At 62.7% G+C, this 15,541-nt stretch carries 14 protein-coding genes and 1 tRNA gene; 14 read left to right on the forward strand and 1 reads right to left on the reverse strand.

Going from position 1 to position 15,541, the window contains the following annotated elements; translation table 11 throughout:
- The 5 genes from Q0P59_RS02360 to Q0P59_RS02380 all read left to right on the forward strand — a co-directional run bounded on the left by Q0P59_RS02360 (position 1) and on the right by Q0P59_RS02380 (position 8,065).
- Positions 1-2,559, forward strand: a complete 2,559-nt coding sequence (locus Q0P59_RS02360; RefSeq protein WP_295003108.1) for a response regulator — start codon at positions 1-3, stop codon at positions 2,557-2,559.
- Positions 2,560-2,683: 124 nt separating this feature from the next.
- Positions 2,684-3,832: a glutamine-hydrolyzing carbamoyl-phosphate synthase small subunit gene (carA, locus tag Q0P59_RS02365; protein ID WP_295003200.1), complete on the forward strand. Its 1,149-nt coding sequence runs from the start codon at positions 2,684-2,686 to the stop codon at positions 3,830-3,832.
- A gap of 15 nt (positions 3,833-3,847) precedes the next feature.
- Positions 3,848-7,054: a carbamoyl-phosphate synthase large subunit gene (carB, locus tag Q0P59_RS02370; RefSeq protein WP_295003111.1), complete on the forward strand. Its 3,207-nt coding sequence runs from the start codon at positions 3,848-3,850 to the stop codon at positions 7,052-7,054.
- Between the two features lie 66 nt (positions 7,055-7,120).
- Positions 7,121-7,597 (forward strand): transcription elongation factor GreA, encoded by a 477-nt coding sequence (greA, locus tag Q0P59_RS02375; RefSeq protein WP_295003113.1) that lies wholly within the window; start codon positions 7,121-7,123, stop codon positions 7,595-7,597.
- Between the two features lie 6 nt (positions 7,598-7,603).
- Positions 7,604-8,065, forward strand: a complete 462-nt coding sequence (locus tag Q0P59_RS02380) for a DUF4149 domain-containing protein (protein ID WP_295003115.1) — start codon at positions 7,604-7,606, stop codon at positions 8,063-8,065.
- On the opposite strand, the gene yhbY is transcribed toward Q0P59_RS02380, so the two are convergent.
- On the reverse strand, positions 8,066-8,422 hold the full coding sequence (gene yhbY / locus Q0P59_RS02385) for a ribosome assembly RNA-binding protein YhbY (RefSeq protein WP_295003117.1): 357 nt from the start codon (positions 8,420-8,422) through the stop codon (positions 8,066-8,068).
- Positions 8,423-8,454: 32 nt separating this feature from the next.
- Between yhbY and rlmE the strand changes: the two genes are divergently transcribed.
- From rlmE to Q0P59_RS02430, 9 genes are all read left to right on the forward strand, one after another.
- Entirely contained in the window at positions 8,455-9,072 is a 618-nt protein-coding gene (rlmE, locus tag Q0P59_RS02390; RefSeq protein ID WP_295003120.1) for a 23S rRNA (uridine(2552)-2'-O)-methyltransferase RlmE, read from the forward strand.
- 55 nt (positions 9,073-9,127) lie between these two features.
- A complete protein-coding gene (ftsH, locus tag Q0P59_RS02395; RefSeq protein WP_295003122.1) occupies positions 9,128-11,011 on the forward strand; it encodes an ATP-dependent zinc metalloprotease FtsH in 1,884 nt (627 codons plus the stop codon).
- A 54-nt stretch (positions 11,012-11,065) separates the two neighbouring features.
- Positions 11,066-11,902, forward strand: coding sequence for a dihydropteroate synthase (gene folP, locus Q0P59_RS02400; RefSeq protein WP_295003125.1), 837 nt, complete (start codon positions 11,066-11,068; stop codon positions 11,900-11,902).
- A complete protein-coding gene (gene glmM, locus Q0P59_RS02405) occupies positions 11,899-13,251 on the forward strand; it encodes a phosphoglucosamine mutase (RefSeq protein ID WP_295003127.1) in 1,353 nt (450 codons plus the stop codon). The genes folP and glmM overlap by 4 nt, the downstream gene beginning before the upstream one ends.
- Before the next feature lie 88 nt (positions 13,252-13,339).
- Entirely contained in the window at positions 13,340-14,089 is a 750-nt protein-coding gene (gene tpiA, locus Q0P59_RS02410; RefSeq protein ID WP_295003129.1) for a triose-phosphate isomerase, read from the forward strand.
- Positions 14,090-14,100: 11 nt separating this feature from the next.
- Complete coding sequence (secG, locus tag Q0P59_RS02415) at positions 14,101-14,472, forward strand: preprotein translocase subunit SecG (RefSeq protein ID WP_295003131.1); 372 nt, start codon at positions 14,101-14,103, stop codon at positions 14,470-14,472.
- Between the two features lie 56 nt (positions 14,473-14,528).
- Positions 14,529-14,613: transfer RNA gene (locus Q0P59_RS02420), tRNA-Leu, on the forward strand.
- 63 nt (positions 14,614-14,676) lie between these two features.
- Positions 14,677-15,051, forward strand: a complete 375-nt coding sequence (locus Q0P59_RS02425; protein ID WP_366090147.1) for an NADH-quinone oxidoreductase subunit A — start codon at positions 14,677-14,679, stop codon at positions 15,049-15,051.
- Between the two features lie 9 nt (positions 15,052-15,060).
- Positions 15,061-15,537 carry an NADH-quinone oxidoreductase subunit B gene (locus Q0P59_RS02430; RefSeq protein ID WP_011286715.1) on the forward strand — a complete coding sequence of 159 codons (477 nt, stop codon included), beginning with the start codon at positions 15,061-15,063 and terminating at the stop codon, positions 15,535-15,537.
- The last annotated feature ends 4 nt before the right edge of the window (positions 15,538-15,541 follow it).

A 15,541-nucleotide genomic window follows, 5' to 3' on the forward strand; every position in this document is an offset into this window, starting at 1 on the left:
ATGAAATCCCGGCTGCTCGCGAAACAGCTGCAGGAAATCTTCGGCGACGAAGGTGAGTCGCGGTTTCGCCAGCTGCTGGAGCAGGCGCGCCAGGCGAATCAGCCGGAACTGGCCGATGGCGCCGACAGGCTGCTGGGGGTTGTCGATTCGGCCTACCGGGCCTATGCCGGGCAGAATCTGAGCGGCTGGTATGCCCGCTTGTCGGGCGACGCGCTGACCGACTGGAATCTGGCAACCGGCCATATCGAGTCAGGCAGGCAGTGGAAGCAGATGCTCGGCTATGCCGAGGGCGATCTGGACGACTCCATCGTCCAGTGGCAGCGCATGGTGCATCCCGAGGACCTGCGCGCGCTGCAGGCGCGGATCGACGCGCATCTCAAGAGTCAGGAAGTCGCCTTCCAGGCCGAGTGCCGGCTGAAGGCCAGGGACGGCCAGTGGCGCTGGTTCCTGTTGCGCGGCGCGGTTGCCGTGCGCGATGCCGAGGGGCGGCCGGCGCGGGTCTTGGTGCTGCAGCGCGACATCAGCGAAATGAAGGCCACCGAGGCGGCGCTGATTTCGGCGAAGGAGGCTGCGGAGGCCGCCAATCGGGCGCGGGGCGCGTTTCTGGCCAACATGAGTCATGAAATCCGCACGCCGATGAACGGCATCATCGGCATGATCGAGCTGGCCCTGGATACCGATCTCGATGCCGAGCAGCGGCACTATCTGAAAACCGTCAAATCCTCTGCCGATGCCCTCCTGACCATCGTTAACGACATCCTCGACTTTTCGAAGATCGAGGCCGGCAAGATGGAGTTCGAAGCCCTGGCCTTCTCGGTGCAGGATGTCGTGCTCGAGGCCGTCAGGGTGCTTGCCGTCAGCGCGCACAAGAAAGGCCTGGAGCTGATCGCCGATGTCCGGCCCGATGTTCCGGCCCGCGTCGTGGGTGATCCGACGCGTTTGCGCCAGGTCGTGATCAACCTGATTGGCAATGCGATCAAATTCACCGAGGCGGGTGAGGTCGTGATACGGATCGAGGTCGATCAGCAGACTGAGCATTCCGTATTCCTGCGCTTCTCGGTGCGCGATACCGGTATGGGGGTTCCGGAGGACAAGCAGCAGGCCATTTTCGAGGCGTTTTCCCAGGCCGACGTATCGACGACCCGGCGTTTCGGCGGGACCGGTCTCGGGCTTGCCATTTGCGCCCGCCTCGTCCAGTTGATGGACGGCAGGATCTGGCTGGAGAGTGCGCCGGGGCAGGGGTCGGTGTTCTGCTTTACCGGGCGTTTCGGCGTCGAGGCACCGGTTGGCGCGCCCTTGCTCGATCCGCGCTATGCCGGGCGACGTGCCTTGGTCATCGACGACAACGAGGCCAGCGGGCGCTATCTGGTCGAATTGATCGAGCGGCTCGGCGTTCAGGCCTCCTGGTCGGCGGACGGTGCGGCGGCGGTGGCTGCGGTGGAGCGTAGTCGGGCGGTCGATTTTCCCTATGACTACATCGTGCTCGACGCCAACATGGATCCTCCGGCCGGTTTTACCTTGGCCGAAACATGGGGGCAGTCGGGGCGCAAGGAAAAGCTGATCATCGTGCTGACCACCGAAAACCAGCGTCACGACCTGGCGCGCTCGAGGGAATTGGGGGTCTCGGCGCATCTCGTCAAGCCGGTAGGCTGTGCCGACATGCTCGATGCCCTGGCGCTGGTCGAGGGCAGGGACAACCTGGAACTCGACGCTTTCATGTTGTCGCACGTGAATTTCGCCAAGCTTGCCGAAGAGGAAAAGGCGGGCCTGAGCGTATTGCTGGTTGAGGACAATCCGGTCAACCAGGAGCTGGCCAGGCGCTTGCTGGAGCGCATGTCGCACCGGGTGTCGATCGCCAATAATGGCGCCGAGGCCCTGGATCAGTTCGATGGCGGGCATTTCGACGTGATCCTGATGGATATGCAGATGCCGGTGATGGGCGGGCTGGAGGCGACCGAAGCCATACGCTCCCGGGAAATGCGGCGGAGCTGGGTTGTCTCGCACGAATTCAGGCCGGTCTACATCGTTGCCATGACCGCCAATGTCATGGCATCGGACCGCGAGCGCTGCCTGGGGGCGGGGATGAACGACTACGTCGCCAAACCCTTGCGGCCCGATGATCTTTACGCGGCGCTCGATCGGGCGCGCGGCAACGCCTCGGAGACCGGGTTCGCGGCGCTGGATGGTGGAATGACCGGCGCTTCGGCGCAGCTGGATCTGGGGGCCGCGCTAAGGGATATCGGGGAGCCGGACTTGCTTGCAACCATGGCCTGGATGCTGCTGTGCGAATGGGATGCCCATCTCGGCCGCCTGCGCTCGGCCATCGACGCGACCAATCCCCATGAGACCCGCATGCACGCCCATACCCTGAAGGGGCTGCTGGCCATGTTCCACGCCGAGCACTCGCGGCTGCGGGCGATGGAACTGGAGCAGGCGACGCTGGCCGTGGAAAACGTCGACTGGGCGGTCTGTCGTCGACTTTACGGGGCTCTGGTCGATGAAATGACCCTCATCAAGCCGATTTTCGAACGCTACGTCGAGACGCGTGTAATCCCTTGAATTTGCCTGAAAAGGCACTTTTCGGCTAGAATAGAAAGGTTAAAAAGCACAAGCGGGGAGGCGCAAGCCTTCCCGCTTGGCACATGATAAAGCAGAAAATATTTGGAGAGCCGACGTGTCACTGCTGCCCTCATTCACACCCGCCATTCTCGCCCTCGCCGACGGAACGGTTTTCAAGGGCCAATCCATCGGCGCCGATGGCCTGACCAGTGGCGAAGTGGTGTTCAACACCGCCATGTCCGGTTATCAGGAAATCCTGACCGATCCGTCCTATTGCCGCCAGATCGTCACCCTGACCTACCCGCATATCGGCAACACCGGCTGTAATGCGGAGGATTTCGAATCCAACGCCAACTACGCCGCAGGCCTGGTCATCCGCGACCTGCCGCTGGTTGCGTCCAACTGGCGTACCCAGGACGACTTGTCGTCCTACCTGAAGAAGCACGGCATCGTCGCCATCGCCGGCATCGATACGCGCAAGCTGACCCGCATCCTGCGCGAAAAGGGCGCCCAGGCCGGCTGCATCCTGGCCGGCGAGGCCGACGAGTCCAAGGCCCTGGCCATGGCGCGCGCCTTCCCGGGGCTGAACGGCATGGACCTGGCCAAGGTGGTTTCGGCCAAGGACAGCTATTCCTGGACCGAGGCCGAGTGGACCCTGAAGGGCTACAAGCCGGCTGCCGAGCCGCGCTTCCATGTCGTCGCCTACGACTTCGGCGTCAAGCGCAACATCCTGCGTATGCTGGCCGAGCGCGGCTGCCGCCTGACCGTGGTGCCGGCGCAGACGCCGGCCGCCGACGTGCTGGCCATGAAGCCGGACGGCGTCTTCCTGTCCAACGGCCCGGGCGACCCGGAGCCGTGCGACTACGCCATCGCCGCCATCCGCGAATTCCTCGACCGCGGCGTGCCGACCTTCGGCATCTGCCTCGGCCACCAGTTGCTGGCGCTGGCCTCCGGCGCCAAGACGGCCAAGATGAAGTTCGGCCACCACGGCGCCAACCACCCGGTCAAGGACATGGACACCGGCCAGGTGCTGATCACCAGCCAGAACCACGGCTTTGCCGCCGACATCGAGTCGCTGCCGGCCAACCTGCGGGTCACGCACGTCTCGCTGTTCGACGGTTCCCTGCAAGGCATCGCCCGCACCGACGTGCCGGCCTTCTCCTTCCAGGGCCATCCGGAAGCCAGCCCGGGGCCGCACGACGTGGCCTACCTGTTCGACCGCTTCCTCGACACCATGACGCGTGGCGTTGCCGCGCTGCAGCCGGCGCAATAAGGCGAGAGTAAAGAAATGCCGAAACGTACAGACATAAAGAGTGTTTTGATTATTGGCGCCGGCCCGATCATCATCGGTCAGGCCTGCGAATTCGACTACTCCGGCGCCCAGGCCTGCAAGGCCCTGCGCGAGGAGGGCTACAAGGTCATCCTGGTGAACTCCAACCCGGCGACCATCATGACCGACCCGGAAATGGCCGATGTCACCTACATCGAGCCGATCACCTGGCAGGTCGTCGCCAAGATCATCGAAAAGGAACGCCCGGACGCGCTGCTGCCGACCATGGGCGGCCAGACCGCGCTGAACTGCGCGCTCGACCTCGATCGCGAGGGCGTGCTGGCCAAGTTCGGCGTCGAGCTGATCGGCGCTTCCAAGGAAGCCATCGACAAGGCCGAGGACCGCCAGAAGTTCAAGGACGCGATGACCAAGATCGGTCTCGGTTCCGCCAGGTCGGCCACCGCCCACAGCATGGAAGAGGCCTACCAGGTGCAGGCGATGATCGGCTTCCCGACCATCATCCGTCCGTCCTTCACGCTGGGCGGCACCGGCGGCGGCATCGCCTACAACATGGAAGAGTTCGAGACCATCTGCAAGCGCGGTCTCGAAGCCTCGCCGACCAACGAGCTGCTGATCGAGGAATCGCTGCTCGGCTGGAAGGAATACGAGATGGAAGTCGTCCGCGACAAGGCGGACAACTGCATCATCATCTGCTCGATCGAAAACCTCGATCCGATGGGCGTGCATACCGGCGACTCGATCACCGTCGCCCCGGCCCAGACGCTGACCGACAAGGAATACCAGATCCTGCGCAACGCCTCGATCGCCGTGCTGCGCGAGATCGGCGTCGATACCGGCGGTTCCAACGTCCAGTTCTCGATCAACCCGAAGGACGGTCGCATGATCGTCATCGAGATGAACCCGCGCGTCTCGCGTTCGTCGGCGCTGGCCTCCAAGGCCACCGGCTTCCCGATCGCCAAGATCGCCGCCAAGCTGTCGGTCGGCTACACCCTCGACGAACTGTCCAACGACATCACCGGCGGCAAGACCCCGGCTTCCTTCGAGCCGTCCATCGACTACGTCGTCACCAAAGTGCCGCGTTTCGCCTTCGAGAAATTCCCGCAGGCCGATTCGACGCTGACCACGCAGATGAAGTCGGTCGGCGAAGTGATGGCCATCGGCCGCACCTTCCAGGAGTCCCTGCAGAAGGCCCTGCGCGGGCTGGAAGTCGGTGTCGACGGCTTCAATCTGAAGTCGGTCGATCCGGAAACCATCGACGAGCAGCTGGCCCGTCCGTCGCCGGATCGCCTGTGGTACGTTGCCGATGCCTTCGGTGTTGGCATGACCGTCGACAAGGTCTTCGAGCTGACCAAGATCGACCCGTGGTTCCTGGTCCAGATCAAGGAGATCGTCGACCTCGAGCTGCAGATCGAGAAGCGCGAACTGGCCTCGTTCTCGGCCGAAGAGCTGCGCTACCTGAAGCGCAAGGGCTTCGCCGACCGCCGTCTGGCCCACCTGACCAAGACCAGCGAAGCCGCCGTCCGCGAGCGTCGCCATGAGTTGAAGGTGCGCCCGGTCTACAAGCGCGTCGACACCTGCGCCGCGGAATTCGCCACCGGCACCGCCTACATGTACTCGACCTACGAGGACGAGTGCGAGGCCAACCCGACCGACAAGAAGAAGATCATGGTGCTGGGCGGCGGTCCGAACCGCATCGGCCAGGGCATCGAGTTCGACTACTGCTGCGTGCACGCCGCCATGGCCATGCGCGAAGACGGTTACGAAACCATCATGGTCAACTGCAACCCGGAGACCGTGTCCACCGACTACGACACCTCCGACCGCCTGTATTTCGAGCCGCTGACGCTGGAAGACGTGCTGGAAATCTGCGCCATCGAGAAGCCGGTCGGCGTCATCGTCCAGTACGGCGGCCAGACCCCGCTGAAGCTGGCGCTGGCGCTGGAAGCCAACGGCGTGCCGATCATCGGCACGACGCCGGAATCGATCGACATCGCCGAAGACCGCGAACGCTTCCAGAAGCTGCTGCACGATCTCGGCCTCAAGCAGCCGCCGAACCGCACCGCCCGTACCGAAGAGGATGCGCTGCGCCTGGCGCAGGAAATCGGCTATCCGCTGGTCGTCCGCCCGTCCTACGTGCTCGGCGGCCGGGCCATGGAAATCGTCCATGAGCAGAAGGACCTCGAGCGCTACATGCGCGAAGCGGTCAAGGTTTCCAACGATTCGCCGGTGCTGCTCGACCGCTTCCTGAACGACGCCGTCGAGTGCGACGTCGATGCGCTGTCGGACGGCGAGGAAGTGATCATCGGCGGCGTCATGGAACACATCGAACAGGCCGGCGTGCACTCCGGCGATTCGGCCTGCTCGCTGCCGCCGTACTCGCTGTCGGCCGCCGTGCAGGACGAACTGCGCCGGCAGACCAAGCTGATGGCCAGGGCCCTGAACGTCTGCGGCCTGATGAACGTGCAGTTCGCCATCAAGGACAACGACGTCTACGTGCTGGAAGTCAATCCGCGCGCCTCGCGCACCGTGCCCTACGTCTCGAAGGCGACCGGCCTGCAACTGGCCAAGATCGCCGCCCGCTGCATGTCGGGGCGCAGCCTGAAGGACCAGGGGATCACGAAGGAAGTCATTCCGCCGTATTTCTCGGTCAAGGAAGCCGTCTTCCCCTTCGTCAAGTTCCCGGGCGTCGATACCATCCTCGGGCCGGAAATGAAGTCGACCGGCGAGGTCATGGGCGTCGGAACCACCTTCGCCGAAGCCTTCGTCAAGTCGCAACTGGCGGCCGGCGTCAAGTTGCCGGCCTCGGGCAAGGTCTTCCTGTCGGTTAAGGACAGCGACAAGGCCAAGGCCATCGAGATCGCCCGCCACCTGCACGACGCCGGTTTCCAGCTGGCGGCCACGCGCGGCACGGCGCACGCCATCGAAGCGGCGGGCTTGCCGGTGCAGCAGGTCAACAAGGTCACCGAGGGCCGTCCGCACGTCGTCGACATGATCAAGAACGATGAAATCGTCTTGATCATCAACACCGTGGAAGAAAAGCGCGGGGCGATCAACGATTCGCGTTCGATCCGTACCTCCGGCCTGCAGGCGCGGGTGACCATGTACACGACGATCTGGGGTGCGGAAGCCGCTGCCGAAGGTATCCGCCATCTGGGTGAGCTTGTGGTGTATCCGATCCAGACGCTGCATTCGCAGCTTCACTAAAACCAACCTGAACCGCCGGGTAGCCCCTTTTCGGGCGCCGGCGGTTTTGCTTTTGCTGGAAAAAATATGAGCAAAGTACCGTTGACCGTGACCGGCGCAGAAAAGCTGCGCGAGGAACTGCATCGCCTGAAAACCGTCGAGCGCCCGAATGTGGTGGCGGCGATCGCCGAGGCGCGTTCGCATGGCGACCTGTCGGAAAATGCCGAATACGACGCCGCCAAGGAGCGCCAGGGCTTCATCGAAGGGCGCATCCAGGAAGTCGAGGGCAAGCTGTCGAATGCCCAGATCATCGATCCGAAAATGCTCGATGCCGACGGCCGCTGCGTATTCGGCGCAACCGTCGAGATGGAAGACCAGGATAGCGGCGACAGCGTGACCTACCAGATCGTCGGCGAGGATGAAGCCGACATCAAGAATGGCAAGATTTCCGTCAATTCCCCGGTGGCCCGCGCGCTGATCGGCAAGTACGCCGGCGATATCGCCCAGGTCCAGGCGCCGGGCGGCATGCGCGAATACGAGCTGATCGACGTCCGCTACGAATAAGTCGCGATGCGCCGTTTTTCCGAAGCCCTCTATCTGATCGCCATCACCTTATGGGTCGGCGGGCTTTGGGCCATAGGCTACGTTGCGGCGCCGGTTCTTTTCGCCAGTCTGGGGGATCGGCAACTGGCCGGCCTGGTAGCCGGCAAGCTGTTCGCATGGGTGGGCTGGATCGGCCTCGGCTGTGCCGCTTACCTGCTGCTGTTCGCGCTGCTGCGCTCGGGGACGGGCTTCTTCAGGAGCGCCGTCTTCTGGCTGGTGCTGCTGATGGGCTTGCTGACGGTCGCCAGCCAGTTCGGCATCCAGCCGTTGATGGCGCAGTTGAAGGCCGACGCCCTGCCGCGGGAAGTGATGGAAAGCGTGTTGCGCGACCGCTTTGCGGCGTGGCACGGCATCTCCAGCATCCTCTACCTGGTGCAGAGTCTGCTGGGGCTGTGGCTGGTGGTGTGGAGCGGACGCGGGCTGAGGTGATCAGCCCTGGTGGCTGCGCTTGGTGCGGCGCGGCGCGGTGGCGGCGCGGGCAGCCTGCGCTTTCTTGGCTTCGGCAGCCGCTTTTTCTGCATTGTGACGGTAGACCACGAGCAGCTTGCCGATATGTTGCACCGGAGCGGCACCCAGTTGGGCGCAGATTTGTTCGTAGTATGCGATGCGGTCTTCGCGACTGTCGCCATAGACGCGAATCTTGATCAATTCGTGAGCCTTGAGGCAGTTGTCGATTTCCTTGAGCACCGAGTCGGTCAGGCCGTTTTCGGCAATCGAGACGACCGGATTCAGTCCATGTGCCTGGGCGCGCAGTTCGCGACGCTGGGCAGAGTTGAGTTGTTGCATAGTAAAACCTTTCAAAAACGGCATTTTACCGAATGAAGAGAACCAGAACCAGCAAAGCTTGGATGCGCGAGCACATCAATGATCCCTATGTCCAGTTGGCCAGGAAGGAAGGCTGGCGTTCGCGGGCTGCCTTCAAGCTGATGGAGATCGACGACAAGGACCTGCTGCTCAAGCGCGGCGAAGTCGTGGTCGACCTCGGGGCGACACCCGGCGGCTGGTCGCAGGTCGCGGTCAAGCGCGTCGGCGACCAGGGGCTGGTGTTCGCCCTCGATCTGCTCGAAATGGAGCCGATTCACGGTGTTCACTTCATCCAGGGTGATTTCCGCGAGGACGAGGTCCTGCATCAACTGGAAGAAAAGCTCGGCGATCGCCGGGTGGGGCTTGTAATGTCGGACATGGCCCCCAATATGTCCGGTGTGCCGCTGGTCGATCAGGCCCGCGTCATGCATCTCGCCGAGTTGGGCCTGGAGTTCTGCCGAGCCCATTTGAAACCGGAAGGCGCTTTTCTGGTCAAAGTTTTCCAAGGGTCCGATTACGAGACGTTTTTGAAGCAGATGCGTGAAACCTTCAAAACCGTCGCGGTACGGAAACCGGATGCTTCGCGCGATCGTAGCCCCGAGCTTTATTTGCTCGGTCGCACATTACGCTGAGAGTTTTGTTTAGAATGCTATTTTTGTCGCTCGACGCTGTAGAAGGAGAGCAAGCTTGAACAACATGTTCAAAAACCTCGCAATCTGGCTGGTCATCGGCCTGGTGCTGATGACGGTTTTCAACCAGTTCAACAACCGTCAGGTTGCGACCGGTGCTGTCGAATACTCCCAGTTCATCGAAGAGGTGAAGGCGGGGCGTATTTCCAAGGTGGTGATGGAAGGGCGCACGCTGAAGGCGACCACGTCCGAAGGCAAGCGCATCACCTCCTATGCGCCGCCCGACCTGTGGCTGGTTTCCGACCTCCTGAAGAATGGCGTCAAGATCGAAGCCCGGCCGGAAGAGGAGCCGTCCTTCCTGATGAACATCTTCGTCAGCTGGTTCCCGATGCTGCTGCTGATCGGCGTCTGGGTCTTCTTCATGCGCCAGATGCAGGGCGGCGGCAAGGGCGGGGCCTTCTCCTTCGGCAAATCGAAGGCGCGGATGACCGACGAGGCCCAGAACACGATTACCTTCGTCGATGTCGCCGGTTGCGACGAGGCCAAGGAAGAAGTCCAGGAAATCGTCGATTTCCTGCGCGATCCCTCCAAGTTCCAGAAGCTCGGCGGCCGCATTCCCAAGGGCGTGCTGATGGTCGGCAACCCGGGTACCGGCAAGACCCTGCTCGCCAAGGCCATCGCCGGCGAAGCCAAGGTGCCGTTCTTCAGCATTTCCGGTTCCGACTTCGTCGAAATGTTCGTCGGCGTCGGTGCGGCCCGTGTTCGCGACATGTTCGAGAATGCCAAGAAGCATGCCCCGTGCATCATCTTCATCGATGAAATCGACGCCGTCGGCCGCCATCGCGGTGCCGGCCTGGGCGGCGGCAACGACGAGCGCGAACAGACGCTGAACCAGCTGCTGGTCGAGATGGACGGTTTCGAAGGCCACTCCGGCATCATCGTCATCGCCGCCACCAACCGCCCCGACATCCTCGATCCGGCGCTGCTCCGCCCGGGCCGCTTCGACCGCCAGGTCGTCGTGCCGCTGCCGGATATCCGCGGCCGCGAGGAAATCCTCAAGGTGCACATGCGCAAGGTGCCGATCGCCGGCGACGTCAAGGCCGACGTCATCGCCCGCGGTACGCCGGGCTTCTCCGGCGCCGACCTGGCCAACCTGGTCAACGAGGCTGCCCTGTTCGCCGCCCGTCGCAACAAGCGCCTGGTGGACATGGACGACTTCGAGATGGCCAAGGACAAGATCATGATGGGTGCCGAGCGCCGCAGCATGGTAATGACCGAGGAAGAGAAGATGAACACGGCCTACCACGAGTCGGGCCATGCCGTGGTCGCCAAGCTGGTGCCCAAGTCGGATCCGGTGCACAAGGTCACGATCATCCCGCGCGGTCGCGCCCTGGGCCTGACCATGCAGTTGCCGGAGCAGGATCGCTACGCCTACGACCGCGAATACCTGATGAGCCGCATCGCCGTGCTGTTCGGCGGTCGCATCGCCGAAGAGCTGTTCATGAACCAGATGACCACCGGCGCCTCGAACGACTTCGAGCGTGCCACGGCTATGGCCCGCGACATGGTGACTCGCTACGGCATGTCCGACCTCGGCGTGATGGTCTATGGCGAGAACGACGGCGAGGTCTTCCTCGGCCGCTCGGTGACCCAGCACAAGAACGTGTCGGAAGCGACGATGCAGAAGGTCGATGCCGAAATCCGCCGCATCATCGACCAGCAATACGCCCTGGCGCGCCAGTTGCTGGAAGACAACCGCGACAAGGTCGAAGCGATGACCAAGGCGCTGCTCGAGTGGGAAACCATCGATGCCGAGCAGATCGACGACATCATGGGCGGCAAGCCGCCGCGTCCGCCGAAGCCGTCGCAGGGTTCGTCGCGTCCTGCGGCTTCGAATGACACCACGGGCGGTGCGGAGCCGAGTGCGGCAGCACCCGCCTGAACCGAAATGCCATGAACCCGGCCGGGATAGTCTCCCGGCCTTTTTGTTTTTGCCATGTCCACATTACAGTGCGGTTCATACCGCTTGTCGCTCGATCGTCCCTTGCTGATGGGGATCGTCAATCTGACGCCGGATTCCTTTTCCGGGGATGGCCTGGTCGGCCATGTCGATGACGCCATTCGGCACGCTCGCCAACAGCTCGAGGCGGGGTCGGATATTCTCGATATCGGGGCCGAGTCCTCGCGTCCCGGGGCGGTGCCGACCCCGGAAGACGAAGAATTGCGCCGCCTGATACCGGTTCTTCGTGAGATCACGACCTGGGGTGTGCCGGTGTCGGTCGATACCTACAAGCCCGCGGTGATGCGGGCGGCGCTTGAAGCGGGCGCCTCGATGATCAACGACATTACCGGCATGGCGCGCCAGGGGGCGCTCGACGCGGTGGCCGGCGGCAATTGCGCCGTTTGCGTGATGCACATGCAGGGCGAGCCGGGCACCATGCAACAGGCGCCGAATTACGATGACGTGGTCGGTGAGGTGCGCGCTTTCCTTGACGGCTGCGTGGCGCGCTGTCGCGCTGCCGGGATCGCGCGCGATCGCCTGGTCATCGACCCCGGTTTCGGCTTCGGCAAGACGCTTCGGCATAATCTTGCGCTGTTCCGGGCCTTGCCGGACGGGGCGCTGGGCGACCTGCCTTTGTTGGTCGGGGTCTCGCGAAAGTCGATGCTGGGCGCCATCACCGGCCGCCCGGTCGAGCAGCGACTGGCGTCCAGCGTGGCGGCGGCGCTCATGGCGGCGCAAAAAGGTGCGAAAATATTACGCGTGCATGATGTGGCGGCGACCAGGGATGCCCTGGCGGTGTGGTCGGCAATAGAACAGGGAGAGTCTTCGTGAGCAGAAAATATTTTGGAACCGACGGCGTGCGTGGTCGCGTGGGGCAGTCCCCGATCACGCCGGATTTCGTGATGCGCCTGGGCTATGCGGCCGGCAAGGTCCTGCTGGGGCGTTGCGAGATGCCGCCGGGCGAGCGTCCGGCGGTTCTGATCGGCAAGGACACCCGGCTGTCCGGTTATATGCTGGAGTCGGCCCTCGAGGCGGGGTTTTCGGCGGCCGGTGTCGAGGTTTGTCTGGTCGGGCCGATACCGACCCCGGCGGTGGCCTATCTGACGCGTGCCTTGCGCCTTCAGGCGGGGATTGTCATTTCCGCTTCGCACAATCCGTACTACGACAACGGCATCAAGTTCTTCTCGGCCCAGGGCACGAAGCTGCCGGACGAGGTGGAGCAGGCCATCGAGCGGGGAGTCGATGAGCCCATGGTCTGCGCGCCGCCGGCCGAATTGGGTCGGGTCAAGCGCATCGAGGATGCGCGCGGTCGCTACATCGAATTTTGCAAGAGCACCTTTCCGAACGATCTGGACCTTCGCGGCCTGAAAATCGTCGTCGATTGCGCTCATGGCGCGGCCTACCACATTGCGCCCAGCGTCTTCCACGAACTGGGCGCCGAGGTGGTGACGATAGGCGTTCAGCCCAATGGCCTGAATATCAACGACGCGGTCGGCGCCACCGCGCCGAAGGCGCTGTGCGAGGCCGTCCTGGCCAACCGTGCGGACCTCGGGGTGGCCCTCGATGGCGATGCCGACCGCCTGCAGATGGTCGATGCGGACGGCAATCTCTACGATGGCGACCAGTTGCTCTACGCCATCGTGCGCAGTCGGGCCAGGACCTCGGCGGTCAAGGGCGTCGTCGGAACCCTGATGACCAACCTGGCGCTCGAACATGCCCTGGGCAAGCTGGATATTCCGTTTGCCCGGGCTGCGGTGGGCGATCGCTATGTCGTGGAGATGCTCAACGAAAAGGGCTGGCTGTACGGCGGCGAGAACTCCGGCCACATCCTGGCGCTGGACCGCCACACGACAGGGGACGGCATCGTCGCCGCCCTGCAGGTTCTGGCGGCGCTGCGCGAATCCGGCGGCGATTTGAAGTCGCTGCTGGGCGGGTTGGTGCTCTATCCGCAGAAATTGATCAATGTTCCGGTCGTCCGCGGTTTTTCGTGGAAGGAGCATCCGGCGATCGTGGCGGCCTTGGGCGATACCGAGAAGCGGCTGGCGGGGCGTGGCCGGGTGCTGTTGCGCGCCTCGGGTACCGAGCCTTTGCTGCGCGTCATGGTCGAGGGCGAAGATGTCGCCGAGGTGCTTGATGCGGCGGAAAAACTGGCTTCCGTGGTGCGCGAGGCGGCTCAGTAGTCATCCGCTGTTTCCCGGTTCTTATTGACCGAAAAATCGCCAAGTCGCTATAATCCAAAAGTTTTTCGCCAACCAAACTACTGCATCCATGCGTAAAAAGCTCGTCGCCGGTAACTGGAAAATGCACGGCAGCCTCCAGAAGAATGCGGCGCTGCTTGAGCAGGTCAAGGCCGGGGTGTCTGGCTTGGCGTGCGAAGTGGCTGTGTGTCCGCCGTACCCCTATCTGGCTCAGGCCCAGGCCTTGTTGTCCGGTAGCCCGGTTGCCTGGGGCGCGCAGTCGGTCAGCGAGCATCCGGCTGGTGCCTATACGGCGGAAGTGTCGGCTGCCATGCTGCAGGATTTTGGCTGCCGCTATGTGCTGGTCGGCCACTCCGAGCGTCGTGCCTTGTTTGGCGAGACGGATGGGGTGGTGGCGGCGAAATTCGCCGCCGCGCAAAAGGCGGGGCTTGTTCCTGTCCTGTGTGTTGGTGAAACGCTGGCGGAGCGAGAGGCTGGCCTGACGGCTGTCGTGGTGTCCCGGCAGCTGGCGGCGGTGCTTGATGCGCAGGGCGTTGCGGCGCTGGCGTCGGCGGTTGTCGCATATGAGCCGGTATGGGCGATTGGCACGGGGATTACAGCCACGCCGCAGCAGGCGCAGGAAGTGCATGCGGCCATTCGTTCTCAGGTGGCGGCCCTGGATGCCTCGGTGGCGAATGGATTGCGTATTTTGTACGGTGGTAGCGTGAAGCCGCAAAGCGCGGCTGAATTGTTTGGGCAGGCGGATGTCGATGGCGGTTTGATCGGCGGCGCTGCCTTGGTTGCAGATGATTTCCTGGCAATTTGCCGGGCGGCAAATTGATAGGCTGATACATGAACTGGTTATTTTCTCTCGTCCTCGCGGTCCATATCCTGGTGGCCATTGCAATCATTGGTCTTGTGCTGATGCAGCATGGCAAGGGGGCTGACATGGGGGCGGCCTTCGGTAGCGGCGCCTCGGGGAGTTTGTTCGGGGCGACCGGTTCGGCGAATTTTCTCAGCCGTGCGACCGGCATTCTGGCCGCCGTGTTTTTCGTGACCAGTCTTACCCTGGCCTATATCGGTTCCAATAAGCCAAAAACGACTGGCAGTCTGATGCAAGAACCGGTACAATCGCAGTCTGTTTCGCAGCCGACTTCGGCGGCTGGCGAAGCGCCGGCGGCCCCTGCTGATGCGGGTTCCAAGGCGAAAGAAATACCGAAGTAGCGCAAGGTGACTTGCCTGGCACGGGGTCCTCGCCGGGTGGGTTGCAAAAAAATAGTGCCGACGTGGTGAAATTGGTAGACACGCTATCTTGAGGGGGTAGTGGCGCAAGCTGTGCGAGTTCGAGTCTCGCCGTCGGCACCAAAAAACTGGGGCAGTGGCCTGCGGGTACGCTGTTTCGAACAAGAAACTGAATATTGGCGGCGGATCATGGAAAACTACTTTCCAATCCTGATGTTCGTTCTGGTGGGGGTTGCGATCGGCGTTCTGCCTGTTGCGATGGGCTTTATTCTTGCCCCCAGTCGTCCGGACCCGGAAAAGCTCTCTCCCTACGAGTGTGGCTTTGAGGCATTCGAAGATGCGCGCATGAAGTTCGATGTGCGCTATTACCTGATTGCCATTCTCTTCATTCTGTTCGATCTTGAAGTTGCCTTCCTTTTCCCGTGGGCGACGATCTTCAAGGATATCGTGGCGACGGAATCGATCAAGATGTTCGGTTTTGTCGAGATGATGGTATTCGTTGCCATTCTGGTCGTCGGCTATATCTATGCCTGGGCCAAGGGCGCGCTGGAATGGGAATAAGGCTCGAATATGGCTATTGAAGGCGTTCTTCAGGAAGGCTTTGTCACCACGACGGCTGACAAGCTGATCAATTACATGCGCACCGGCTCCTTGTGGCCGATGACCTTCGGTCTGGCGTGCTGCGCGGTCGAGATGATCCATGCCGGTGTGTCCCGCTATGACCTGGACCGCTTTGGCGTGGTGTTCCGCCCGAGTCCGCGTCAGTCCGACGTGATGATCGTGGCCGGTACGCTGACCAACAAGATGGCGCCGGCCTTGCGCAAGGTCTATGACCAGATGGCCGAGCCGCGCTGGGTCATTTCCATGGGCTCCTGCGCCAACGGTGGTGGCTATTACCACTACTCCTATTCCGTGGTGCGCGGCTGCGACCGCATTGTTCCCGTTGATATCTACGTGCCGGGCTGTCCGCCGACCGCCGAGGCGCTGATCTACGGGATCATTCAGTTGCAGAACAAGATACGCCGTACCAATACCATTGCTCGTTAATTGC

The sequence above is a fragment of the uncultured Dechloromonas sp. genome (assembly GCF_945957265.1).
GTDB lineage: Bacteria > Pseudomonadota > Gammaproteobacteria > Burkholderiales > Rhodocyclaceae > Azonexus.

Excerpts from the sequence above, each read along its gene's own strand:
- Q0P59_RS02360 (WP_295003108.1), top strand. The coding sequence starts at position 1 with ATGAAATCCCGGCTGCTCGCGAAACAGCTGCAGGAAATCTTCGGCGAC.
- carB (WP_295003111.1), top strand. The coding sequence starts at position 3,848 with ATGCCGAAACGTACAGACATAAAGAGTGTTTTGATTATTGGCGCCGGC.
- greA (WP_295003113.1), top strand. The coding sequence starts at position 7,121 with ATGAGCAAAGTACCGTTGACCGTGACCGGCGCAGAAAAGCTGCGCGAG.
- Q0P59_RS02380 (WP_295003115.1), top strand. The coding sequence starts at position 7,604 with ATGCGCCGTTTTTCCGAAGCCCTCTATCTGATCGCCATCACCTTATGG.
- yhbY (WP_295003117.1), bottom strand. The coding sequence starts at position 8,422 with ATGCAACAACTCAACTCTGCCCAGCGTCGCGAACTGCGCGCCCAGGCA.
- rlmE (WP_295003120.1), top strand. The coding sequence starts at position 8,455 with ATGAAGAGAACCAGAACCAGCAAAGCTTGGATGCGCGAGCACATCAAT.
- folP (WP_295003125.1), top strand. The coding sequence starts at position 11,066 with ATGTCCACATTACAGTGCGGTTCATACCGCTTGTCGCTCGATCGTCCC.
- tpiA (WP_295003129.1), top strand. The coding sequence starts at position 13,340 with ATGCGTAAAAAGCTCGTCGCCGGTAACTGGAAAATGCACGGCAGCCTC.
- secG (WP_295003131.1), top strand. The coding sequence starts at position 14,101 with ATGAACTGGTTATTTTCTCTCGTCCTCGCGGTCCATATCCTGGTGGCC.
- Q0P59_RS02430 (WP_011286715.1), top strand. The coding sequence starts at position 15,061 with ATGGCTATTGAAGGCGTTCTTCAGGAAGGCTTTGTCACCACGACGGCT.